Raw genomic sequence first — 17,112 nt, 5'->3', positions numbered from 1 at the left:
CGCGTTGCCCTGGCGGTCAGCCCTTGACGCCGCTCAGGGTGATGCCCTCGATGAAACGCCTCTGCGCGAGCAGGAAGACGATCACGAGGGGAGCCGTGATGATGGTGGTTCCGGCCATGAGGGCGCCGTAATCGGAGCCGGCCTCCTGGTCGCGGAAGAAGAGAATGCCAAGAGGCGGTGTCGCCAGCGCCGTGTCGGTCAGCACGATCAGCGGCCAGAACAGGTCGTTCCAGTTGGCGACGACGGAGAAGATCGAGAAGGCGGTAATCGCCGGCCAGGCGGTGGGCACCACGATGCGCCAGACGATCGAGAATTCCGACAATCCATCGACCCGCGCGGCATTGATCAGATCATCCGGCACGCTGCGGAAGAATTGCCGGAACAGGAAGATCGCGAAGACCGAAACGGCAGAAGGAATGATCAGAGCCCAGTAAGTGTTGAGCAGCCCCAGATTGGCGAAGGTCAGATAGAGCGGGATCGCCGGGACATGCGAGGGGATCATCAGCCCGACGAGAACCATGCCGAAGACGATGGTGCCTCCACGAAAGCCGAGCTTCGCCAGAGCATAGGCGCAGGGTACCGCCGTCACGATCTGGAAGAACAGGATGCCCGTGCAGACGATGACGCCGTTGAGCAGGAAGCGCAGCATCGGCACCTCGGTGAAGGCGCGGGTATAGTTCGCAAGCGCGTTGAAATCCTCCGGCCACAGGCTGAACCCGGCGGCGAAGATTTCCGAGGGCGATTTGAGCGACGTCGCCACCATCCAGACGAAGGGCGCCAGCATCACCACGGCGCCGGCCCCGAGCAAGAGGACCCGCAGCGCTTCCAGGGCGATCATGCGAAGCTGGCGCGCGCTCATGCGTAATGCACCCGGCGGTCGATCACGCGGATCTGGATGAGTGTCAGGATCAGGATGAAGGCGAGGAAGACGATCGTCAGCGCAGCGCCGTAGCCGGCGCGGAAATAGACGAAGCTCTCGCGATACATGGTGAAGAGCAGAACCTGCGAGGCGTTGCCGGGCCCGCCCTGGGTGAGCACGGCCACCGATTCGAAGACGCGGAAGGAGCGGATCGCGGTGATCACGATCACAAACAGCGTGGTCGGGCCGAGCATCGGCCAGGTCACGGTGAGGAACTTGTCGAGCGGGCGGTGCGCGCCATCGACCTCGGCTGCCTCGTAGAGATGCCCCGGTACCGCCATCAGGCCGGCGAGGAAGAGGATCATGTTGTAGCCGATCGTCTCCCAGATCCCGATCCCGGCGAGGGTGAACAGGACCAGACCCCGGTCCGTCAGCCAGCTCGGGCCCGCCAGCCCGACGAGGCGCAGCATCTCGTTGACCAGGCCGAGATTGGGGTGGAGCATGAATTGCCAGACCGTCGCCATGGCGACCAGCGTCGAGGCGACCGGCAGGAAATAGGCGGTGCGGAAGAAGGTGCGCCCGAAGCGTCCACCCTGTATGAGCAGCGCCACGCCGAGCGCCAGCGCCACGGAGACCGGCATCACCACGCCCACATAGACGAGCGTGTTGATCAGCGACCGCCGGAAAACCGGATCGCCGGTCATCTCGGCATAATTGTCGAGCCCGATGAAGGCGAAGCTGCGTGCGCCGAACCCCCAGTCCGTCAACGAGAGAAAGCCGACGGCGAGGGTCGGCCCGATGAGCAGGGCCAGCATCAGGGCCGTTGCCGGGGTCGCAAGGGCAATCCCCGTCAGACGGTCGCGCAGCGGCGCCTTTGTGCGGGAGGGGCCGGTCCGGGGCGCGGCTTGTTTCGCAGGTGCCGCAGATATCGCCGGCGCACGATCAGCCATGGACTTCACTCCGCAGCGGCAGGAAGGCGGGCATGGGCTGATCCCGACTGGCATGCGCCTCCTGGAAGCGGATGCGGGCGCCGTCGGAATTGAAGAGCAGAAGGGTTTCGGGCCGTGCCGTGAGGCTGATCGTATCGCCGGTTGCAAGGTGATCGATTTCCTCGGGATGACAACGCATCTGTACCACCGGGAGGCCCGGCAGATCCGGTTCGAGCGAGAGGATGGCCTCCGCACCCAGAAATTCGATCCGGGTGATGCGTCCGGCGACGAGTGCCGTATCGGCATCGGCAATCTGCAGAGCCTCCGGGCGGATGCCGCAAATGCAGCTGCCGGACATGGCGACGGCGTTCGGTAGCGTGATCGCACGCGTGCCGATCGCGAGGCGCGCATCCTCGAGCCGCGCCGGCAATGCGTTGATCGGTGGCGAACCGATGAAGCCGGCCACCCGCAGATTGACGGGATCGGCGTAGATCTCCCGTGGCGGCGCGACCTGCTGGATGACACCGTCCATCATCAGGGCGACCCGGTCGGCCATGGTCATCGCCTCGATCTGGTCATGCGTCACATAGATCGTGGTGACCCCCGTGCGCGCATGCACGGCGACGATCTCCTCACGCATCTGACCGCGCAGCTTCGCATCGAGATTGGACAAGGGCTCATCGAGCAGAAAGACGTCCGGATGCCGGATCAGCGCGCGCCCGACCGCGACACGCTGTTTCTGCCCGCCGGAGAGCTGCGCCGGCCTGCGATCGAGCAAGGGCTCGAGCCCGAGCATGCGCGCGGCTTCCCGGACCCTCAGGTCGATCGCGGCGCGACGGCGGCGGTAACCGGGGGTGAAGCGACCGACGAGCGGCAGGCGCTGCCATGCGGCAAGGTCGCGCATCGCAAGCGGCAATGCGAGATTTTCGTAGACGCTCATATGCGGGTAGAGCGCGTAGGACTGGAACACCATCGCGATGTTGCGCTCGGAGGGGCGCTCGTGGTGCAGGGCGCGTGATCCGATATGCAATGCGCCCGCGCTTTGTGCATCCAGCCCGGCAATGATCTTCAGAAGTGTCGACTTGCCACAGCCGGAGGGGCCGAGCAGGGCCACGAATTCGCCATCGGCGACTTCGAGATCGATCCCGCTCAAGGCCTGGTGGGCATCATACCGCTTTTCGATTCCCTGCAGGGTGACAGCTGCCATGAACGCTTTCCGCCATACGCCGATCGGCGCCTGTTTGATAGAAAACGTTCATAATAGCCCTTGATGATAGTTTAATGACAGGGCCGTGACCATTCATGCAGGCGGCATCGCGACGGTTTCACGGCTGAAGACCCGGGCGGCGAGGCGGTCGAGCGCTTCGTCGATATCGATGCACCGGATTGCGCCCTCCACCTCGGGGGCCGCGTCGAGGGTGAGCACGAGACGGCCGTAATGCAGGCCGAACGCGATTTCGGACAATGTCCCGTATCCGCCACCGACGGCGATCATCGCGAAACAGGCGCGCGCGATGATCGCATTGCGGGCATTGCCGATTCCGGTGGCGATCGGAATGGCGACGTAGTCGTTCGCGGCGCGCCAATCCTCGTCCGGCAGCAGGCCGATCGGCAACCCTCCGGCCTCGGCATGCCCGCGACAGACGGCTTCCATCACGCCGCCCTTGCCGCCGCAAAGCAGTGTCAGGCCCAGATTCGCGAGTTCGCGTCCCAGAGTCTCGGCGATTGCGCATTGCCCGTGGGTCGCCTCCCGTGGCCCGATCACACCGACAGGCAGCCGGCGCATGGGCGCCGTCTCATGCAGATGGCGCAGGGCGTCGCGCGCGTTTATTCCGCGCAGCTCCCGATGCTCTTGCGCCTCGCCGTCTTCCCAGGTGAACCGCCACGGGTCGAAAACGGCATCGCCTGAGACAATTTCCCCCTCGGAGTCGATCCATAGCTCCGCCATGCTGTAGTCCCTCGTCATCATCCGCCATCCGACCGAGCGCACCGCGCCATCTGCGCAGCCTGCGGACGGTTCTAGGTTGCCATGCTCAATGTGTAAATATTCTTCCAAAAAAATCTGCGATCTGGTATGGCGGATGCAGTGATGGAGTGCCCATGTCCCCTTCGACTGTGAGCAGCGCCCTTTCGGTTTCGCTGAGCGCGCGGCAGCGTGCAATCCACGATCATATCGCCCGCCACGGCTTCGCCACGCTTGATGCGCTGGCCGCCCTTCTGGGTGTTTCGGTACAGACCGTACGCCGGGAGGTGATCCATCTCGATCGGCTCGGTCTCGTCGAACGCTTCCACGGTGGCGCCGGTGCCGTCGACAAGGCGAGGCGGCGCGACTACAGCGAAAAGAAGACGCTCGCGCGCGAAGCCAAGCAGCGGATTGCGCAGGCGATCATGGTGCAGCTGCGCGCAAACGAGACCGTGTTCCTCGATGTCGGTACGACGGCCGAGACGCTCGCGCAAACGCTCGCGCTGGAAGATATGCCGTTGCGTGTCGTGACCGCGAGCCTGCCGGCTGCAATCGCGCTTTCCGGGGCGCGGCAGATCGAAACCCATGTGGTCGGCGGCGTGATCGGTGGAGCTGATGGATCGCTCATTGGTGCGGGGGCAGCGGATGCGCTGTCGCAGTACCGCTTCGATACCTGCGTGATCGCAGCCTCTGGCTATGACGATGCGTGGGCGCCGACGGACTTCGATCTTCAGAAGATTTTCCTCAAGCGTCTCGTGATCAAGCGAAGCCGGATGGCGCTGCTGGCGATGGATGCCGGCAAGTTTGCGCGTTGCGCACCGATTGCCATCGCTCCGCTGGGCAGCTTCGACAGGCTGGTGACAGACACCCCTGCGCCGGCAGCCTTCATGGAGGCCGCACGCGATCAGGGTATCATCGTTCAGACAAGTCTGCCCGAGACGCAAGGAGCGGACTGATCCGGTCATGCCATCGGATCTGATGCCCTGAAGGTCGACGCTATGGTCGCAAGAGCGCGGTGAGATTCTCCGGAGAGACACGCACTGCGCCACCATAGGGTGAGGCGTGCAGGGCGACGAGCCAGATACTCAGGCAAGCGGCGACCGTGAAGAGCGCGATGGCGGTCCTGCCGGCGCGCAGACGGTCGCGATGCACGAATGCGATCGCTATCTGTGAAAGCAGGGCCAGAACCACGACCAGTGCCCATTTCAGCTCCGCCACATGGCGCTGGCCGATGGCGAGGCGCAATTCCCGCGCGTCCTGCAACTCGTCGAAATCCACGACCATCTTGGCGATGACGGGCTCGGGAATATCCGTGCGGGCTACCTCCAGCAGCGCGAGGCGAATGGCCTGCACGGCTGCGTCGGCGCGTGGGTGCGGTTCGCCATTGGCCGCAGCGCCCCATTCGTCTTCCGTCACGGCGGCGACGTAATCCGCAAGCCCCACCCGCAACGTGAACAGATCCAGCGCTTCGACGGCCGCGCTGCCGTAAAGCCGCTGGATTGAGGAGCGTTCGGCGAGCGAGGCTTCGACGGCGCGATTGTTCGTTTGCCAGACTTCTGCTGCGACGAAACCGAAGATCAGCGCCCAGATTGTGGTGACAGCGGTGAAATAGGCCGGCACGGGAAGGCGTGCGCCTTCACCCTTCAGCCGACGATGCATGATCTTCAGTATCAGGAGGGCAAATCCGTATGAAACCGCCCCGGCCATCAGGATGATCGCGAGCAGCATCAGACTGTCGAACGAAAAGGCCTGGACCAGCATGAGGATTCCGCATCGGGTGGCTGAGCAGGGGCGCGACGCCCTGCATCATAGAGGCACCGCTGATGACGGCAAGACGGGGAACGAAGCGCCCCGTCCGATCACCCGGTCGATCCGCGCTCTTGCCTGATCGTTTCGATGAACGCCTCGACCGTCGGCAGCATGCGTTCGACCATGACGGCGACACCTTCCCGGTTGGGGTGGATGCCGTCATCGAGATTGAGGGTGGCCTCGCCGGCCACGCCGTCGAGGAAGAACGGATAGAGCATGACGTCGTGCTCGTCGGCGAGATCGGGATAGATCGCGTCGAAGGCCTGTGCATATTCCGGCCCGAGATTGCGCCCGGCCATCATCCCGGCGAGCAGAACCGGAATGTCGCGCTCTTGCAGGCGGGTGATGGTGGCGTCCAGAGCGTCGCGGGTGCGGGAGGGATCGAGGCCGCGCAGCATGTCGTTGGCGCCCAGTGCCAGAATCACCCCGTCGGTGCCGTCCTCGACCGACCAGTCGACCCGGTCCCGCCCGCCGGATGCGGTATCGCCCGAGACGCCGGCATTGACGATCGTGACATCGTGACCGCGATCGCGCAGCGCCGTTTCGAGCCGGGTCGGGAAAGCCTCGCTGGCAGGCAGATTGTAGCCGGCGGTAAGCGAATCGCCGAGAGCCACGAGCGTAATGGGCTCACCGGCGCGCGCCGGCGCGAGGGCAAGGGTGGCGACCGTCATGATGGCGAGCCCTCCGGCTGCCGCGCGCCGCGCGGATTTCGCGCAGATGCGAAAAAAAACGGCTGTGAAGCGGTTCATCGACAAGGCCGAACTGGCAGATCACGCGTAAACCCCCATATCAGAACGCAACGGGTGCAGCTTTTCGCTGCACGTCAGACAACGCCTGCCAGGACAGATTGGATCCCCGTTCATGCCGGACAAGGCCATCGCCCTCGAAAATCTCGACCTCTCCCTCGGCTCGGGCGCTGCGCGCGTGCATATCCTGAAGGGCATCTCGCTCGATGTCGATGCGGGCGAGGCGATCGGGCTGGTGGGACCCTCGGGCTCGGGCAAATCGACGCTTTTGATGACCATGGCCGGGCTGGAGCGCCCTGATTCGGGGCGTATCACCATTGCCGGGCAGAATCTGGCAGGGATGGACGAGGATGCGCTGGCGCGGTTTCGCGGTCGCAATATCGGCATCGTCTTCCAGTCGTTTCACCTCGTACCGACCATGACGGCTTTGGAGAATGTCGCGCTGCCGCTCGAACTCGCCGACCGCCCCGACGCCTTCGCGCGGGCGGAGAAGGAATTGCGCGCGGTGGGGCTGGGCGAGCGGCTGAACCATTATCCAGCCCAGCTTTCCGGCGGCGAGCAGCAGCGCGTGGCGATTGCCCGCGCCATCGCCCCGGATCCCGCGATCATCGTGGCAGATGAGCCCACCGGCAATCTCGACGAAACCACCGGCGGTTCCATCGTCGATCTGCTGTTTGCCATCAAGCGCGATCGCGGCGCGACGCTGGTGCTCGTCACGCATGATACCGCGCTGGCACGCTCCTGCGACCGGATGGTGCGGTTGCGGTCGGGGCGGATCGAGGAACCCGATACACCTGCGGGGAATACGATGGCGGATCGCGGGGAGGCGGATTGATGCACGGCACCCTGTCCCGGCCCGACGATACCCCGCGCGGAGGGCGCGCCGCGCGCCTGCCGCTGGTTCTGCGTCTGGCCTTGCGCGAAATGCGTTCGGGCCTGCGCGGTTTCGGCATTTTCCTCGGCTGTATCGCGCTCGGCGTCGCCGCGATCGCGGGCGTCTCCTCGCTCTCGAGCGCGTTGACCGAAGGCATGGCACGGGAGGGCCGTACCATTCTGGGTGGTGATCTGGCCTATTCGCTGCTCCAGCGTGAGGCGACACCGGCCGAGCGTGATCTGCTCGCAGGCTATGGCGAGATTTCCACCATCGCCACCCTGCGCGGCATGGCGCATGCGGATGAGAACGGCTCGGCCCTGGTCGAGATCAAGGCGGTCGGCCCCGATTATCCGGTGATCGGGGAGATTGCCACCACGCCGCAGGCGCCGATCGGGGAATTGCTGGCGGAGCGTGACGGTGTTTTCGGCGCCGTCGCCGATCCGGTGCTGCTGTCGCGGCTCGATCTGGAGACGGGTGACGAAATCCGCATCGGCACGTCGCGTTTCGAGATCCGCGCCGCGCTGCAATCCGAGCCCGACAAGGTGGCCGAGGGGATCGGTTTCGGCCCGCGCCTCCTGATGACCGTTCCGGCCCTGCGCGAGAGCGGGCTGATCCAGCCCGGCAGTCTCGTACGCTGGACCTATCGCATTGCGCTGCCCGGCGGGGCCGGCGACGATGCGCTGCTCGCGCGCGTCGAGGAGGCGATCCACGAAGCGGCCCCCGAGGCTGGCTGGCGTGTGCGCTCGCGGCTCAATGCCGATCCGCAATTCCAGCGCAATATCGAGCGTTTCGCGCAGTTCCTGACGCTTGTAGGGCTCACCGCCCTGATCGTCGGCGGGGTGGGCGTGGCCAATGCGGTGCGCGGTTTCGTCGATCGCAAGCGCGATTCGATCGCGACCCTGAAGGGCCTCGGTGCGCCGGGCGGGCAGGTGGTCGGAATCTATCTGACGCAGGTGATGACAATCGCCGGGCTGGGCATCCTCGCCGGTCTCGCCATCGGCGCCGCCATCCCCTTCGCTGCGGCCTTCCTCCTGCGCGACGTCCTGCCGATCCCGATCGCGCCGGTACTGGCCTGGAGCCAGCTCGGCATCGCCGCGCTTTATGGCGGGCTGATCGCGCTCGCCTTCGCCATCCTGCCGCTGGGCCGGGTGCATGATATCGAGGTGACGCACCTGTTTCGTGACCAGATCGACCGGGATCGTCGCTGGCCGCGCAAGCGCTACATTGCCGTCGCGCTCGCCGCTGCGGGCGCGTTGATCGCGCTGTCACTGGGTGCTGCCTATGAACCGCGCGTGGCGTCGATCTTCATCGTCGCCATCGCCATCGCCTTCGTGCTGCTGCGCCTCGTCGCCGCCGGCCTGATGGCCCTGGCGCGCCGCCTGCCGCGGCCGCGCCGCGCCGGCCCGCGTCTCGCGCTCGCCAATATCCATCGCCCCGGCGCGCTCACGCCCTCGCTGGTGCTGTCGCTGGGGCTTGGCGTGACATTGCTCGTGACGATCGCCCTGATCGACGCGAACATGCGCCGCCAGCTCACCGAGAACCTGCCGCAGAACGCGCCGAGCTTCTTCTTCGTCGATATTCCCTCGGCGGAGGTTGAAGCCTTCCAGAGCTTCATGCGTGACGCGGCGCCTGACGGGACGCTGGAGCGCGTGCCGATGATGCGCGGGCGTATCGTCTCGCTGGGCGGGGTGCCGGCGGAAGAGATCGATGCACCGGAAGATGTGAACTGGGTGCTGCAGGGCGATCGCGGCATCACCTATGCGCAGGATCCGCCGGAGGGTTCGCGCATCGTCGAAGGCGCATGGTGGGGCGACACGCCGGACGAGAATCTCGTCTCCTTCGACGCGGAGATCGCCGAAGGGCTCGGAATCGGGCTCGGCGATTCGATCGTCGTGAACGTGCTGGGCCGCAATATCGAGGCGCGCATTGCCAATCTGCGCGAGATCGAGTGGCGCTCCATGGGCATCAATTTCGTCATGGTCTTCTCGCCCAACACCTTTGCGGGCGCGCCCCACATGCATCTCGCGACGCTGACTTTCGGGGATGAGGAAGACCGCGCCCGCGAGCCGGCGCTGATGCGTGATATCGGCCAGGCCTTCCCGACGATTACCAGCGTGCGCGTGCGCGACGCACTTGAAGCCGTCAGCAACCTCGTCGGCCAGCTCGCCATCGCCATTCGGGGCGCATCGAGTGTCGCGGTGGCGGCGAGCGTGCTCGTCCTCGCCGGTGCGCTTGCGGCAGGACACCGGGCGCGGCTCTATGACGCGGTCGTGCTCAAGACCCTGGGAGCGACCCGCTCCCGGCTGCTCGGCGCCTATGCGCTGGAATACGGCGCGCTCGGCCTCGTTACCGCGATTTTCGGCCTGATTGCGGGCGGACTCGCGGCCTGGGTGATCGTCACGCGCATCATGCAGCTCGAATTCGTCTTCGTCTGGGAGGGGGCGCTGGGTGCGGCGGTGCTGGCGGTCGGGGTCACGATTTCACTGGGATTGCTGGGCACATGGAGAATATTGAGCCAGAAGCCGGCGAGCTATCTGCGGAATTTGTAGGCAGCAGGCCAGATTTTACGGAATTAAACCGTATAATGCCACCGCGATTCGGGGCTGCGGCGTTTTTCATCTTCGATTCACGCTGATTGCGACCCGAAAACCCTTGCGCGGGAGCGTTACATTTTCCATATTACCAGAGAACGTCGCTTCCGGCGCGAGCCGGGCCAATGCCGTCATGTCTGGATGGACCGATCCCGGTCCTACGGAAGGGACGGGGTGCCCGATGCGAATGCCGGACAGGCATCTTCTGTAGAGGAATACGATGCAAATCAACGAACAGAACCGTCATACCCAAGCTGCCGCCGCTGCTGCCGCGAGCGGGACCCGGGCGCGGTCGCAGGCCGAGATCGATCAGGGCCTGCGCGCGTTCATGCTCGGCGTCTACAACAACATGGTGATCGGCCTCGGCATCACCGGGCTGGTCGCGCTCGGCACCTACATGCTTTCCGTTGCCAGCTCCCCGCAGGAGGCGGTCGCGGTATTGAACGGCGTCCCTCTGACAGCGATTGGGGCAGCCGTCTACGATAGCCCGCTGCGCTGGGTGCTGATGCTGTCGCCGCTGGCCTTCATCTTCTTCTTCTCGTTCAAGATCGAGACCCTGCAGCCACGCACGGCATTGATCATGTTCTTCGCCTTCGCGGCGCTGATGGGCATCTCGATGTCGTCGATCTTCCTGGTCTTTACTGGCCAGTCGATCGTCCAGGTCTTCTTCATCACGGCCGCCGCCTTCGGCAGCCTGAGCCTCTACGGCTACACCACGACGCGCAGCCTGTCGGGGATGGGCACGTTCCTGTTCATGGGTCTGATCGGTCTGGTCATCGCCATGGTCGTGAACATCTTCCTCGAATCGAGCGCTCTGGCTTTCGCCGTCTCGGTGATCGGCGTCCTGATCTTTGCCGGCCTCACCGCCTGGGATACGCAGCGTCTCAAGGAGATGTACCTGTTCAACAACTTCGACGCCGCCACCGCCACGAAGGCATCGGTGATGGGTGCGCTGTCGCTCTACCTGAACTTCATCAACATGTTCCAGTTCCTGCTCATGCTGCTCGGCGATCGCGAGTGAGGAACGCACCGGTTCGACCGGTCGCGGAATGATGCGAAAGCCCCCGATCCCGCCCGGATCGGGGGCTTTCTGTTGGAAATCCAAAAGCTTGGACGGTTCATGTTGCGGGCGGGCGACAAGCCTCTTGCGCGATGTTGCATCGCATATAAACTCACGCGGCAATCACGCGCTGAGGGATATGCGTCATGTCTGCAAACCGTCCGATCGCCAGGATTCTCGTGGCCAACCGCTCGGAAATCGCCATCCGGGTGTTTCGCGCCGCCAACGAGCTGGGGATTCGCACCGTCGCGATCTGGGCGGAAGAGGACAAGTACGGCCTGCATCGCTTCAAGGCGGATGAATCCTATCAGGTCGGGCGCGGTCCGCATCTGCCGCGCGATCTCGGGCCGATCGAGAGCTATCTCTCGATCGAGGAGGTGATCCGCGTCGCGAAGCTCTCCGGCGCCGACGCGATCCATCCCGGTTACGGCCTGCTCTCGGAGAGCCCGGAATTCGCGCAGGCCTGCGCGGATGCCGGCATCATCTTCATCGGCCCGACGCCCCGGACCATGACGGCGCTCGGCAACAAGGTGGCTGCGCGCAATCTCGCCATCGAGACCGGCGTTCCCGTGATCCCGGCCAGCGAGCCCCTGCCGGATGACATGGCGCGGGTGCGCGAAATGGCCGATGCGATCGGCTATCCGGTCATGCTCAAGGCCTCATGGGGCGGCGGCGGGCGCGGCATGCGCACGATCCGTTCCGCTGACAGTCTCGAGCGCGAGGTGCTCGAGGGCAAGCGCGAGGCGAAGGCCGCTTTCGGCAAGGACGAGGTCTATCTCGAAAAGCTCATCGAGCGCGCCCGCCATGTCGAGGTGCAGGTGCTGGGCGACAGGCATGGCAATCGCGTGCATCTGTTCGAGCGCGACTGCTCGATCCAGCGCCGCAACCAGAAGGTCGTCGAGCGCGCGCCCGCACCCTATCTCGACGCCAGCCAGCGCGAAGAGATCGCCGGCTACGCGCTGAAACTCGCGGATGCGACGGATTATATCGGCGCCGGCACCGTCGAATTCCTGATGGATGCCGATACGGGCCAGTTCTATTTCATCGAGGTGAACCCGCGCATCCAGGTCGAGCATACGGTGACGGAGGAGGTGACCGGCATTGATATCGTCAAGGCGCAGATCCGTATTGCCGAGGGGGCCGCGATCGGTGAGCCGGAATCCGGCGTGCCGGAACAGGCCGATATCAGGCTCCACGGCCACGCCCTGCAATGCCGCATCACGACGGAAGATCCCGAGCAGAATTTCATCCCCGATTACGGGCGCATCACCGCCTATCGCGGCGCGACCGGGTTCGGTATCCGCCTCGATGGCGGTACGGCCTATTCCGGGGCGGTGATCACGCGGTTCTATGATCCGCTTCTGGAGAAAGTCACCGCCTGGGCGCCCAATCCGGAAGACGCGATCGCACGGATGGACCGGGCCCTGCGTGAATTCCGCATCCGCGGTGTGGCCACCAATCTCACCTTCCTCGAAGCGGTGATCGGCCACCCGCAATTTCGCGCCAATGCCTATACCACGCGCTTCATCGACGAGACGCCGGAGCTGTTCACCCAGGTCAAGCGGCAGGACCGCGCGACGAGGCTGTTGAACTATCTGGCCGATGCCAGCGTCAACGGCCATCCCGAGACCCGCGATCGCGCCCGCCCGGACGCGGAAGCGGCGGCGCCCGTGATTCCCTATTGCCCGGATGAGCCGCGTGCGGGCACGAAGCAGCGCCTTGATGCGCTGGGTCCGGAGAAATTCGCCGCCTGGATGCGTGCGGAAAACCGGGTGCTTTTTACCGATACCAGCATGCGCGACGGCCACCAGTCGCTGCTCGCCACGCGCATGCGTACGCATGACATCGCCCGCATTGCCGGAACCTATGCGCGCGCCCTGCCGGAACTGTTCTCGCTCGAATGCTGGGGCGGGGCGACTTTCGACGTCGCCATGCGCTTCCTCACCGAGGACCCCTGGGAGCGGCTGGCGCTGGTGCGCGAGGAGGCGCCGAACATCCTCCTGCAGATGCTGCTGCGCGGCTCGAACGGTGTGGGCTACACCAATTATCCCGACAATGTCGTGCGCTATTTCGTCAGGCAGGCGGCGGCGGGCGGGATCGACCTTTTCCGGGTGTTCGACTGTCTCAACTGGGTCGAGAACATGCGCGTCGCCATGGATGCGGTGCGCGAGGAGGGCAGACTGTGCGAGGCGGCGATCTGCTATACCGGCGATCTCGCTGACGCGAGCCGCCCGAAATACGATCTCAAATATTACGTCGCGCTCGCCCGCGAGCTGGAGGCGGCGGGGGCGCATATCATCGCCATCAAGGATATGGCGGGACTGCTGAAACCGGCCTCGGCACGGGTCTTGTTCAAGACCCTGCGCGAGGAGACGGACCTGCCGCTGCATTTCCACACGCATGACACATCGGGCATCGCGGCAGCCACCGTCCTCGCGGCGATCGACAGCGGTGTCGATGCGGTGGATGCGGCGATGGATGCTTTGTCCGGCAATACCTCCCAGCCCTGCCTCGGCTCGCTGGTCGAGGCCCTGCGCGGCCATGAGCGCGATCCCGGGCTTGATCCGGAATGGATCCGGCGGATCTCGTTCTATTGGGAAGCGGTACGCAACCAGTATGCCGCGTTCGAGAGCGATCTGAAGGGTCCGGCCTCGGAGGTCTATCTGCACGAAATGCCCGGCGGGCAGTTCACCAATCTCAAGGAGCAGGCCCGCTCGATGGGGCTGGAGAGCCGCTGGCACGAGGTGGCGCAGGCCTATCACGACGTGAACCTGCTCTTCGGCGACATCGTCAAGGTGACGCCGTCATCCAAGGTGGTAGGCGATATGGCGCTGATGATGGTGGCGCAGGATCTCACCGTGGCCGACGTGGCCGATCCCGACAAGGATATCAGCTTCCCCGATTCCGTCATCGCCATGCTGCGCGGCGATCTCGGCCAACCTCCCGGCGGCTGGCCCGAGGCGATCACCGCCAAGGCGCTCAAGGGCGAGGCGCCCGGTACCGAACGCCCCGGTGCGCTGCTCGCGCCGGCCGATCTCGACGCCGATCGCAAGACGCTGGAAGGCGAGCTCGAACGCCCGGTCAGTGACGCGGAATTCGCCTCCTGGCTGATGTATCCGAAGGTTTTCACCGATTTCGCCCGCGCTTCGGAGGAATACGGCCCGGTCTCCCGCCTGCCCACGCCAAACTTCTTCTATGGCATGGCGCAGGAGGAGGAGATCCTCGTCGAGATCGAGCGCGGCAAGACGCTCGTCGTGCGCTGCCTCGCCTTCGGTGAGACCGACGAGACGGGCATGGTCACGGTCTTCTTTGAGCTCAATGGCCAGCCCCGGCGCATCAAGGTTCCCGACCGGGCGCACGGGGCGGGGACAGGCAAGGTCAGGCGCAAGGCGACGCCGGGGGATGTCACCCATATCGGCGCGCCGATGCCCGGCATCGTCTCGACCATCGCCGTTGCCGCCGGTCAGAAGATCCAGGCGGGCGACGTGCTGCTCTCGATCGAGGCGATGAAGATGGAAAGCGCCCTGCATGCCGAGCGCGACGGCAGCATCGCGGAGGTGCTCGTCCAGCCTGGCGAGCAGATCGACGCCAAGGATCTGCTTATTGTCTATGCTGCGCAGTGAAAGCAGTTGGCCAGGGGCAAGTCTGCCAGCGGCAAGTCTGCCAGGGGCAAGTCTGCCAGGGACACTTGGCGCGCGATGATTGCTTGACCCGTTCAATACGCCTGCTAACCATCGGCGATGCGGGGGGCGTATTGCATGACCATTCCCAATCTGATCACGATCTTTCGCCTCGTTCTCGTGCCGCTCGTCATTCTGGCAATCCTGCAGGGTGCCTGGGGCCTGGCCTTTGCCATGTTCGTGATCGCAGGCATTTCTGACGGCGTCGATGGTTATATTGCGCGGCGGTTCGACATGCGCAGCGAATTCGGCGCAATGATCGACCCGCTCGCCGACAAGGCCCTGGTGATCTCCATCTTCGTGACACTCGCACTGGTCGGCGAAATTCCGGTCTGGATCGCCATCCTGGTGGCGTTTCGCGATGCGATGATCGTCATGGCCTTCTTGGTGGCAGGGCAGCTGACGCGCCCGATGAAGGTCCGACCGCTGATGATCTCGAAAGTGAACACGGCCTTGCAGATCGCTTATGTGGCGCTGGTTCTGGGCCTGCTCGCGCTTGGCCTCGCCGCGCCGCAAGTCGAGACTTTCATGCTGTGGGGTGTTGCGGTCTTGACCGTCATCACCGCCGGCGCCTATCTCGTGATCTGGTTGCGGCACATGACCCGGTGACCAGATCCTGCGCGTTCGCGCCGCTTTTGCCGAGGGTTCGATGACCATACAGAAGCAACTCGGATTCTGGATCGCGGCGCTCGTCGTCTTCGTTCTGTTCCTGTGGCTTTTCAGCAGCATCCTGCTGCCTTTCGTCGCCGGGCTGGCTCTGGCCTATCTGCTGGATCCCGTTGCCACGCGGCTCCAGCGTCTGGGGCTGGGGCGGCTCGGGGCGACGCTGCTGATCCTCAGCCTGTTCGTCATCGTCTTTGTGCTCGTCCTCATCATCGCCGTTCCGCTGGCGGTGCGGGAATTGAATGCCTTCCTGCAGATGCTGCCGTCTTACGTCGGCCAGCTCCAGCGCCTCGCCTACGAGCATGGCGGACCGCTGCTGGAACTGGTCGGGGGCGCAGAGGCCGGGCGGGACGTCGAAAGCTCCATCCGTGACATGGCCGGAGATGCCTCCGGCTACCTGCTGACGCTGCTCGGATCGATCCTCGCCGGCGGACAGACATTGCTGTCCGTCATGTCCCTGCTGGTCGTGACGCCGGTCATCGCCTTCTACCTCCTGATCGACTGGCACAAGATGGTGGCCAGGGTCGATTCCTGGCTGCCGCTGCGCCATCGCGACACCATCCGGGGGCTGGTTCGCGAGATTGATACGGCGCTCGCGGGTTTCGTGCGCGGGCAGGCGGCCCTGTGCCTGATTCTCGGCGCTTTCTACGCCATCGGGCTGAGCCTGATCGGGCTGAATTTCGGTGCGCTGATCGGCATTACTGCGGGATTGCTGAGCATCATCCCCTATGTCGGCTCGTTCGCCGGGCTGTTGCTCTCCGCCGGCGTCGCGATCGTTCAGTTCTGGCCGGAATATTTCTGGATCGTGATGACCCTCGTCATCTTCTTCTCCGGGCAATTCGTCGAGGGCAACGTGCTACAGCCGAAACTGCTGGGTGCGTCGGTGGGTGTGCATCCGGTCTGGCTGATGTTCGCGCTGTTCGCTTTCGGGTCGCTGTTCGGTTTTCTGGGCCTGCTGATGGCGGTACCACTCGCGGCGGCGGTGGGTGTTCTGATGCGCTTTGGACTGCGCCGCTATCTCGCCAGCAGCTATTATCGGGGGAGAGCGAGGCGGTTACAGAGGTTGCGGAGCCGCGTCATGAATGAGCGCCCGCACCGGGCCCGCCGCAAACCGGCGCAGGCGGATCAGCTCGCCCTCGATCTCGCCCTCGAGCCGCGCTATGGCGGCGAGGATTTCCTCGTCGGCCCCTCCAATGAGCACGCCCATGCCCTGATCGAATCCTGGCCGGACTGGTCCGACCGGATCATCCTGATCGAGGGTCCGCCCGGCAGCGGCAAGACGCATCTCGCCGCGATCTGGGCCGAGCGCGCCCATGCCTGGACGGTGGATGCCGCGCAGATCAGCATGGCGCGGGTGCCCTATCTCGTCTCGAACCGGGCGCTCGTGATCGAGGATGCCGATCGCGGACCCCGCGACGACTCGGCTTTCTTTCACCTGCTCAATCTCGCGCGCGAACAGGGCACCAGCGTGCTGATCACCGCGAGCGCCCCACCTTCCGCATGGGAACTCGCCACGCCGGATCTGCTCTCGCGCCTGCGGCTCGCCCCCGGCGCGCGGATTGATCCGCCAGATGAAGGGCTCTTGAAGGCGGTGCTGGTCAAGCTCTTCGTCGATCGGCAATTGCTCGTCGATACGCGTGTCGTCGATGCGCTCGCCCTGCGCATCGACCGCTCGCTGGCCCAGGCGGGGCGGGTCGTCGCGGCGCTCGACAGGGAAGCCCTGCGGCGGGGACGACGGCTGACGCGTAATCTCGCACTGGAAATTCTCGCCGACTTGCCCGACTTCGCGGCGGATGAGGGTGATGAATCCGGCGAAGAAGATGGGGATGGGGTTTCCTCCGGGGGCGACAGCGAAACATGATCGATTAAGATGCCCCCGTCGCCAGAATGTCGCAAAGGCGCGTCAGATTGCGATTTTTGGGTGACGAAGAAGGAGAG

At 64.8% G+C, this 17,112-nt stretch carries 12 protein-coding genes and 1 pseudogene; 7 read left to right on the top strand and 6 right to left on the bottom strand.

The annotated features are described in order from the left end of the window. Positions 1 to 16: 16 nt before the first annotated feature. From GA0071312_RS16345 to GA0071312_RS16330, 4 genes are all read right to left on the bottom strand, one after another. On the bottom strand, positions 17 to 859 hold the full coding sequence (locus GA0071312_RS16345) for a carbohydrate ABC transporter permease (protein ID WP_074445832.1): 843 nt from the start codon (positions 857 to 859) through the stop codon (positions 17 to 19). Beyond that, positions 856 to 1,809 (bottom strand): carbohydrate ABC transporter permease, encoded by a 954-nt coding sequence (locus GA0071312_RS16340; RefSeq protein WP_074445831.1) that lies wholly within the window; start codon positions 1,807 to 1,809, stop codon positions 856 to 858. Before GA0071312_RS16340 ends, GA0071312_RS16345 begins: the two co-directional genes overlap by 4 nt. Then, positions 1,802 to 2,995 (bottom strand): ABC transporter ATP-binding protein, encoded by a 1,194-nt coding sequence (locus tag GA0071312_RS16335; protein WP_074445830.1) that lies wholly within the window; start codon positions 2,993 to 2,995, stop codon positions 1,802 to 1,804. The genes GA0071312_RS16340 and GA0071312_RS16335 overlap by 8 nt, the downstream gene beginning before the upstream one ends. A gap of 93 nt (positions 2,996 to 3,088) precedes the next feature. Beyond that, complete coding sequence (locus GA0071312_RS16330; protein ID WP_074445829.1) at positions 3,089 to 3,736, bottom strand: TIGR00725 family protein; 648 nt, start codon at positions 3,734 to 3,736, stop codon at positions 3,089 to 3,091. 152 nt (positions 3,737 to 3,888) lie between these two features. Here GA0071312_RS16330 and GA0071312_RS16325 point away from each other — a divergent pair, with 152 nt between their 5' ends. Further along, a complete protein-coding gene (locus GA0071312_RS16325; protein WP_083204630.1) occupies positions 3,889 to 4,707 on the top strand; it encodes a DeoR/GlpR family DNA-binding transcription regulator in 819 nt (272 codons plus the stop codon). A gap of 40 nt (positions 4,708 to 4,747) precedes the next feature. Here the strand turns inward: GA0071312_RS16325 and GA0071312_RS16320 are convergent, their stop codons facing one another. After that, entirely contained in the window at positions 4,748 to 5,512 is a 765-nt protein-coding gene (locus GA0071312_RS16320; protein WP_074445827.1) for a bestrophin-like domain, read from the bottom strand. A 98-nt stretch (positions 5,513 to 5,610) separates the two neighbouring features. Further along, positions 5,611 to 6,231 carry an arylesterase gene (locus GA0071312_RS16315; protein WP_074446278.1) on the bottom strand — a complete coding sequence of 207 codons (621 nt, stop codon included), beginning with the start codon at positions 6,229 to 6,231 and terminating at the stop codon, positions 5,611 to 5,613. A gap of 190 nt (positions 6,232 to 6,421) precedes the next feature. Here GA0071312_RS16315 and GA0071312_RS16310 point away from each other — a divergent pair, with 190 nt between their 5' ends. The 6 genes and pseudogenes from GA0071312_RS16310 to GA0071312_RS20630 all read left to right on the top strand — a co-directional run. Beyond that, positions 6,422 to 7,141, top strand: coding sequence for an ABC transporter ATP-binding protein (locus GA0071312_RS16310; protein WP_074445826.1), 720 nt, complete (start codon positions 6,422 to 6,424; stop codon positions 7,139 to 7,141). Then, entirely contained in the window at positions 7,141 to 9,729 is a 2,589-nt protein-coding gene (locus tag GA0071312_RS16305) for an ABC transporter permease (protein ID WP_074445825.1), read from the top strand. The genes GA0071312_RS16310 and GA0071312_RS16305 overlap by 1 nt, the downstream gene beginning before the upstream one ends. Positions 9,730 to 9,991: 262 nt before the next feature. Beyond that, a complete protein-coding gene (locus tag GA0071312_RS16300; RefSeq protein ID WP_083204629.1) occupies positions 9,992 to 10,792 on the top strand; it encodes a Bax inhibitor-1/YccA family protein in 801 nt (266 codons plus the stop codon). Between the two features lie 185 nt (positions 10,793 to 10,977). Beyond that, the gene (gene pyc / locus GA0071312_RS16295) at positions 10,978 to 14,454 is read left to right on the top strand and encodes a pyruvate carboxylase (protein WP_074445824.1); all 3,477 of its coding nucleotides are present in this window, start codon (positions 10,978 to 10,980) and stop codon (positions 14,452 to 14,454) included. A gap of 135 nt (positions 14,455 to 14,589) precedes the next feature. After that, positions 14,590 to 15,120, top strand: a complete 531-nt coding sequence (locus GA0071312_RS16290) for a CDP-alcohol phosphatidyltransferase family protein (RefSeq protein ID WP_074445823.1) — start codon at positions 14,590 to 14,592, stop codon at positions 15,118 to 15,120. A gap of 40 nt (positions 15,121 to 15,160) precedes the next feature. Then, a pseudogene (locus GA0071312_RS20630) lies at positions 15,161 to 16,261 on the top strand (AI-2E family transporter); the annotation flags it as partial. Between the last annotated feature and the right edge of the window lie 851 nt (positions 16,262 to 17,112).

The organism is Saliniramus fredricksonii (assembly GCF_900094735.1).
GTDB classification, from domain to species: domain Bacteria; phylum Pseudomonadota; class Alphaproteobacteria; order Rhizobiales; family Beijerinckiaceae; genus Saliniramus; species Saliniramus fredricksonii.
This window is presented reverse-complemented; position numbering and strand designations above follow the sequence as displayed.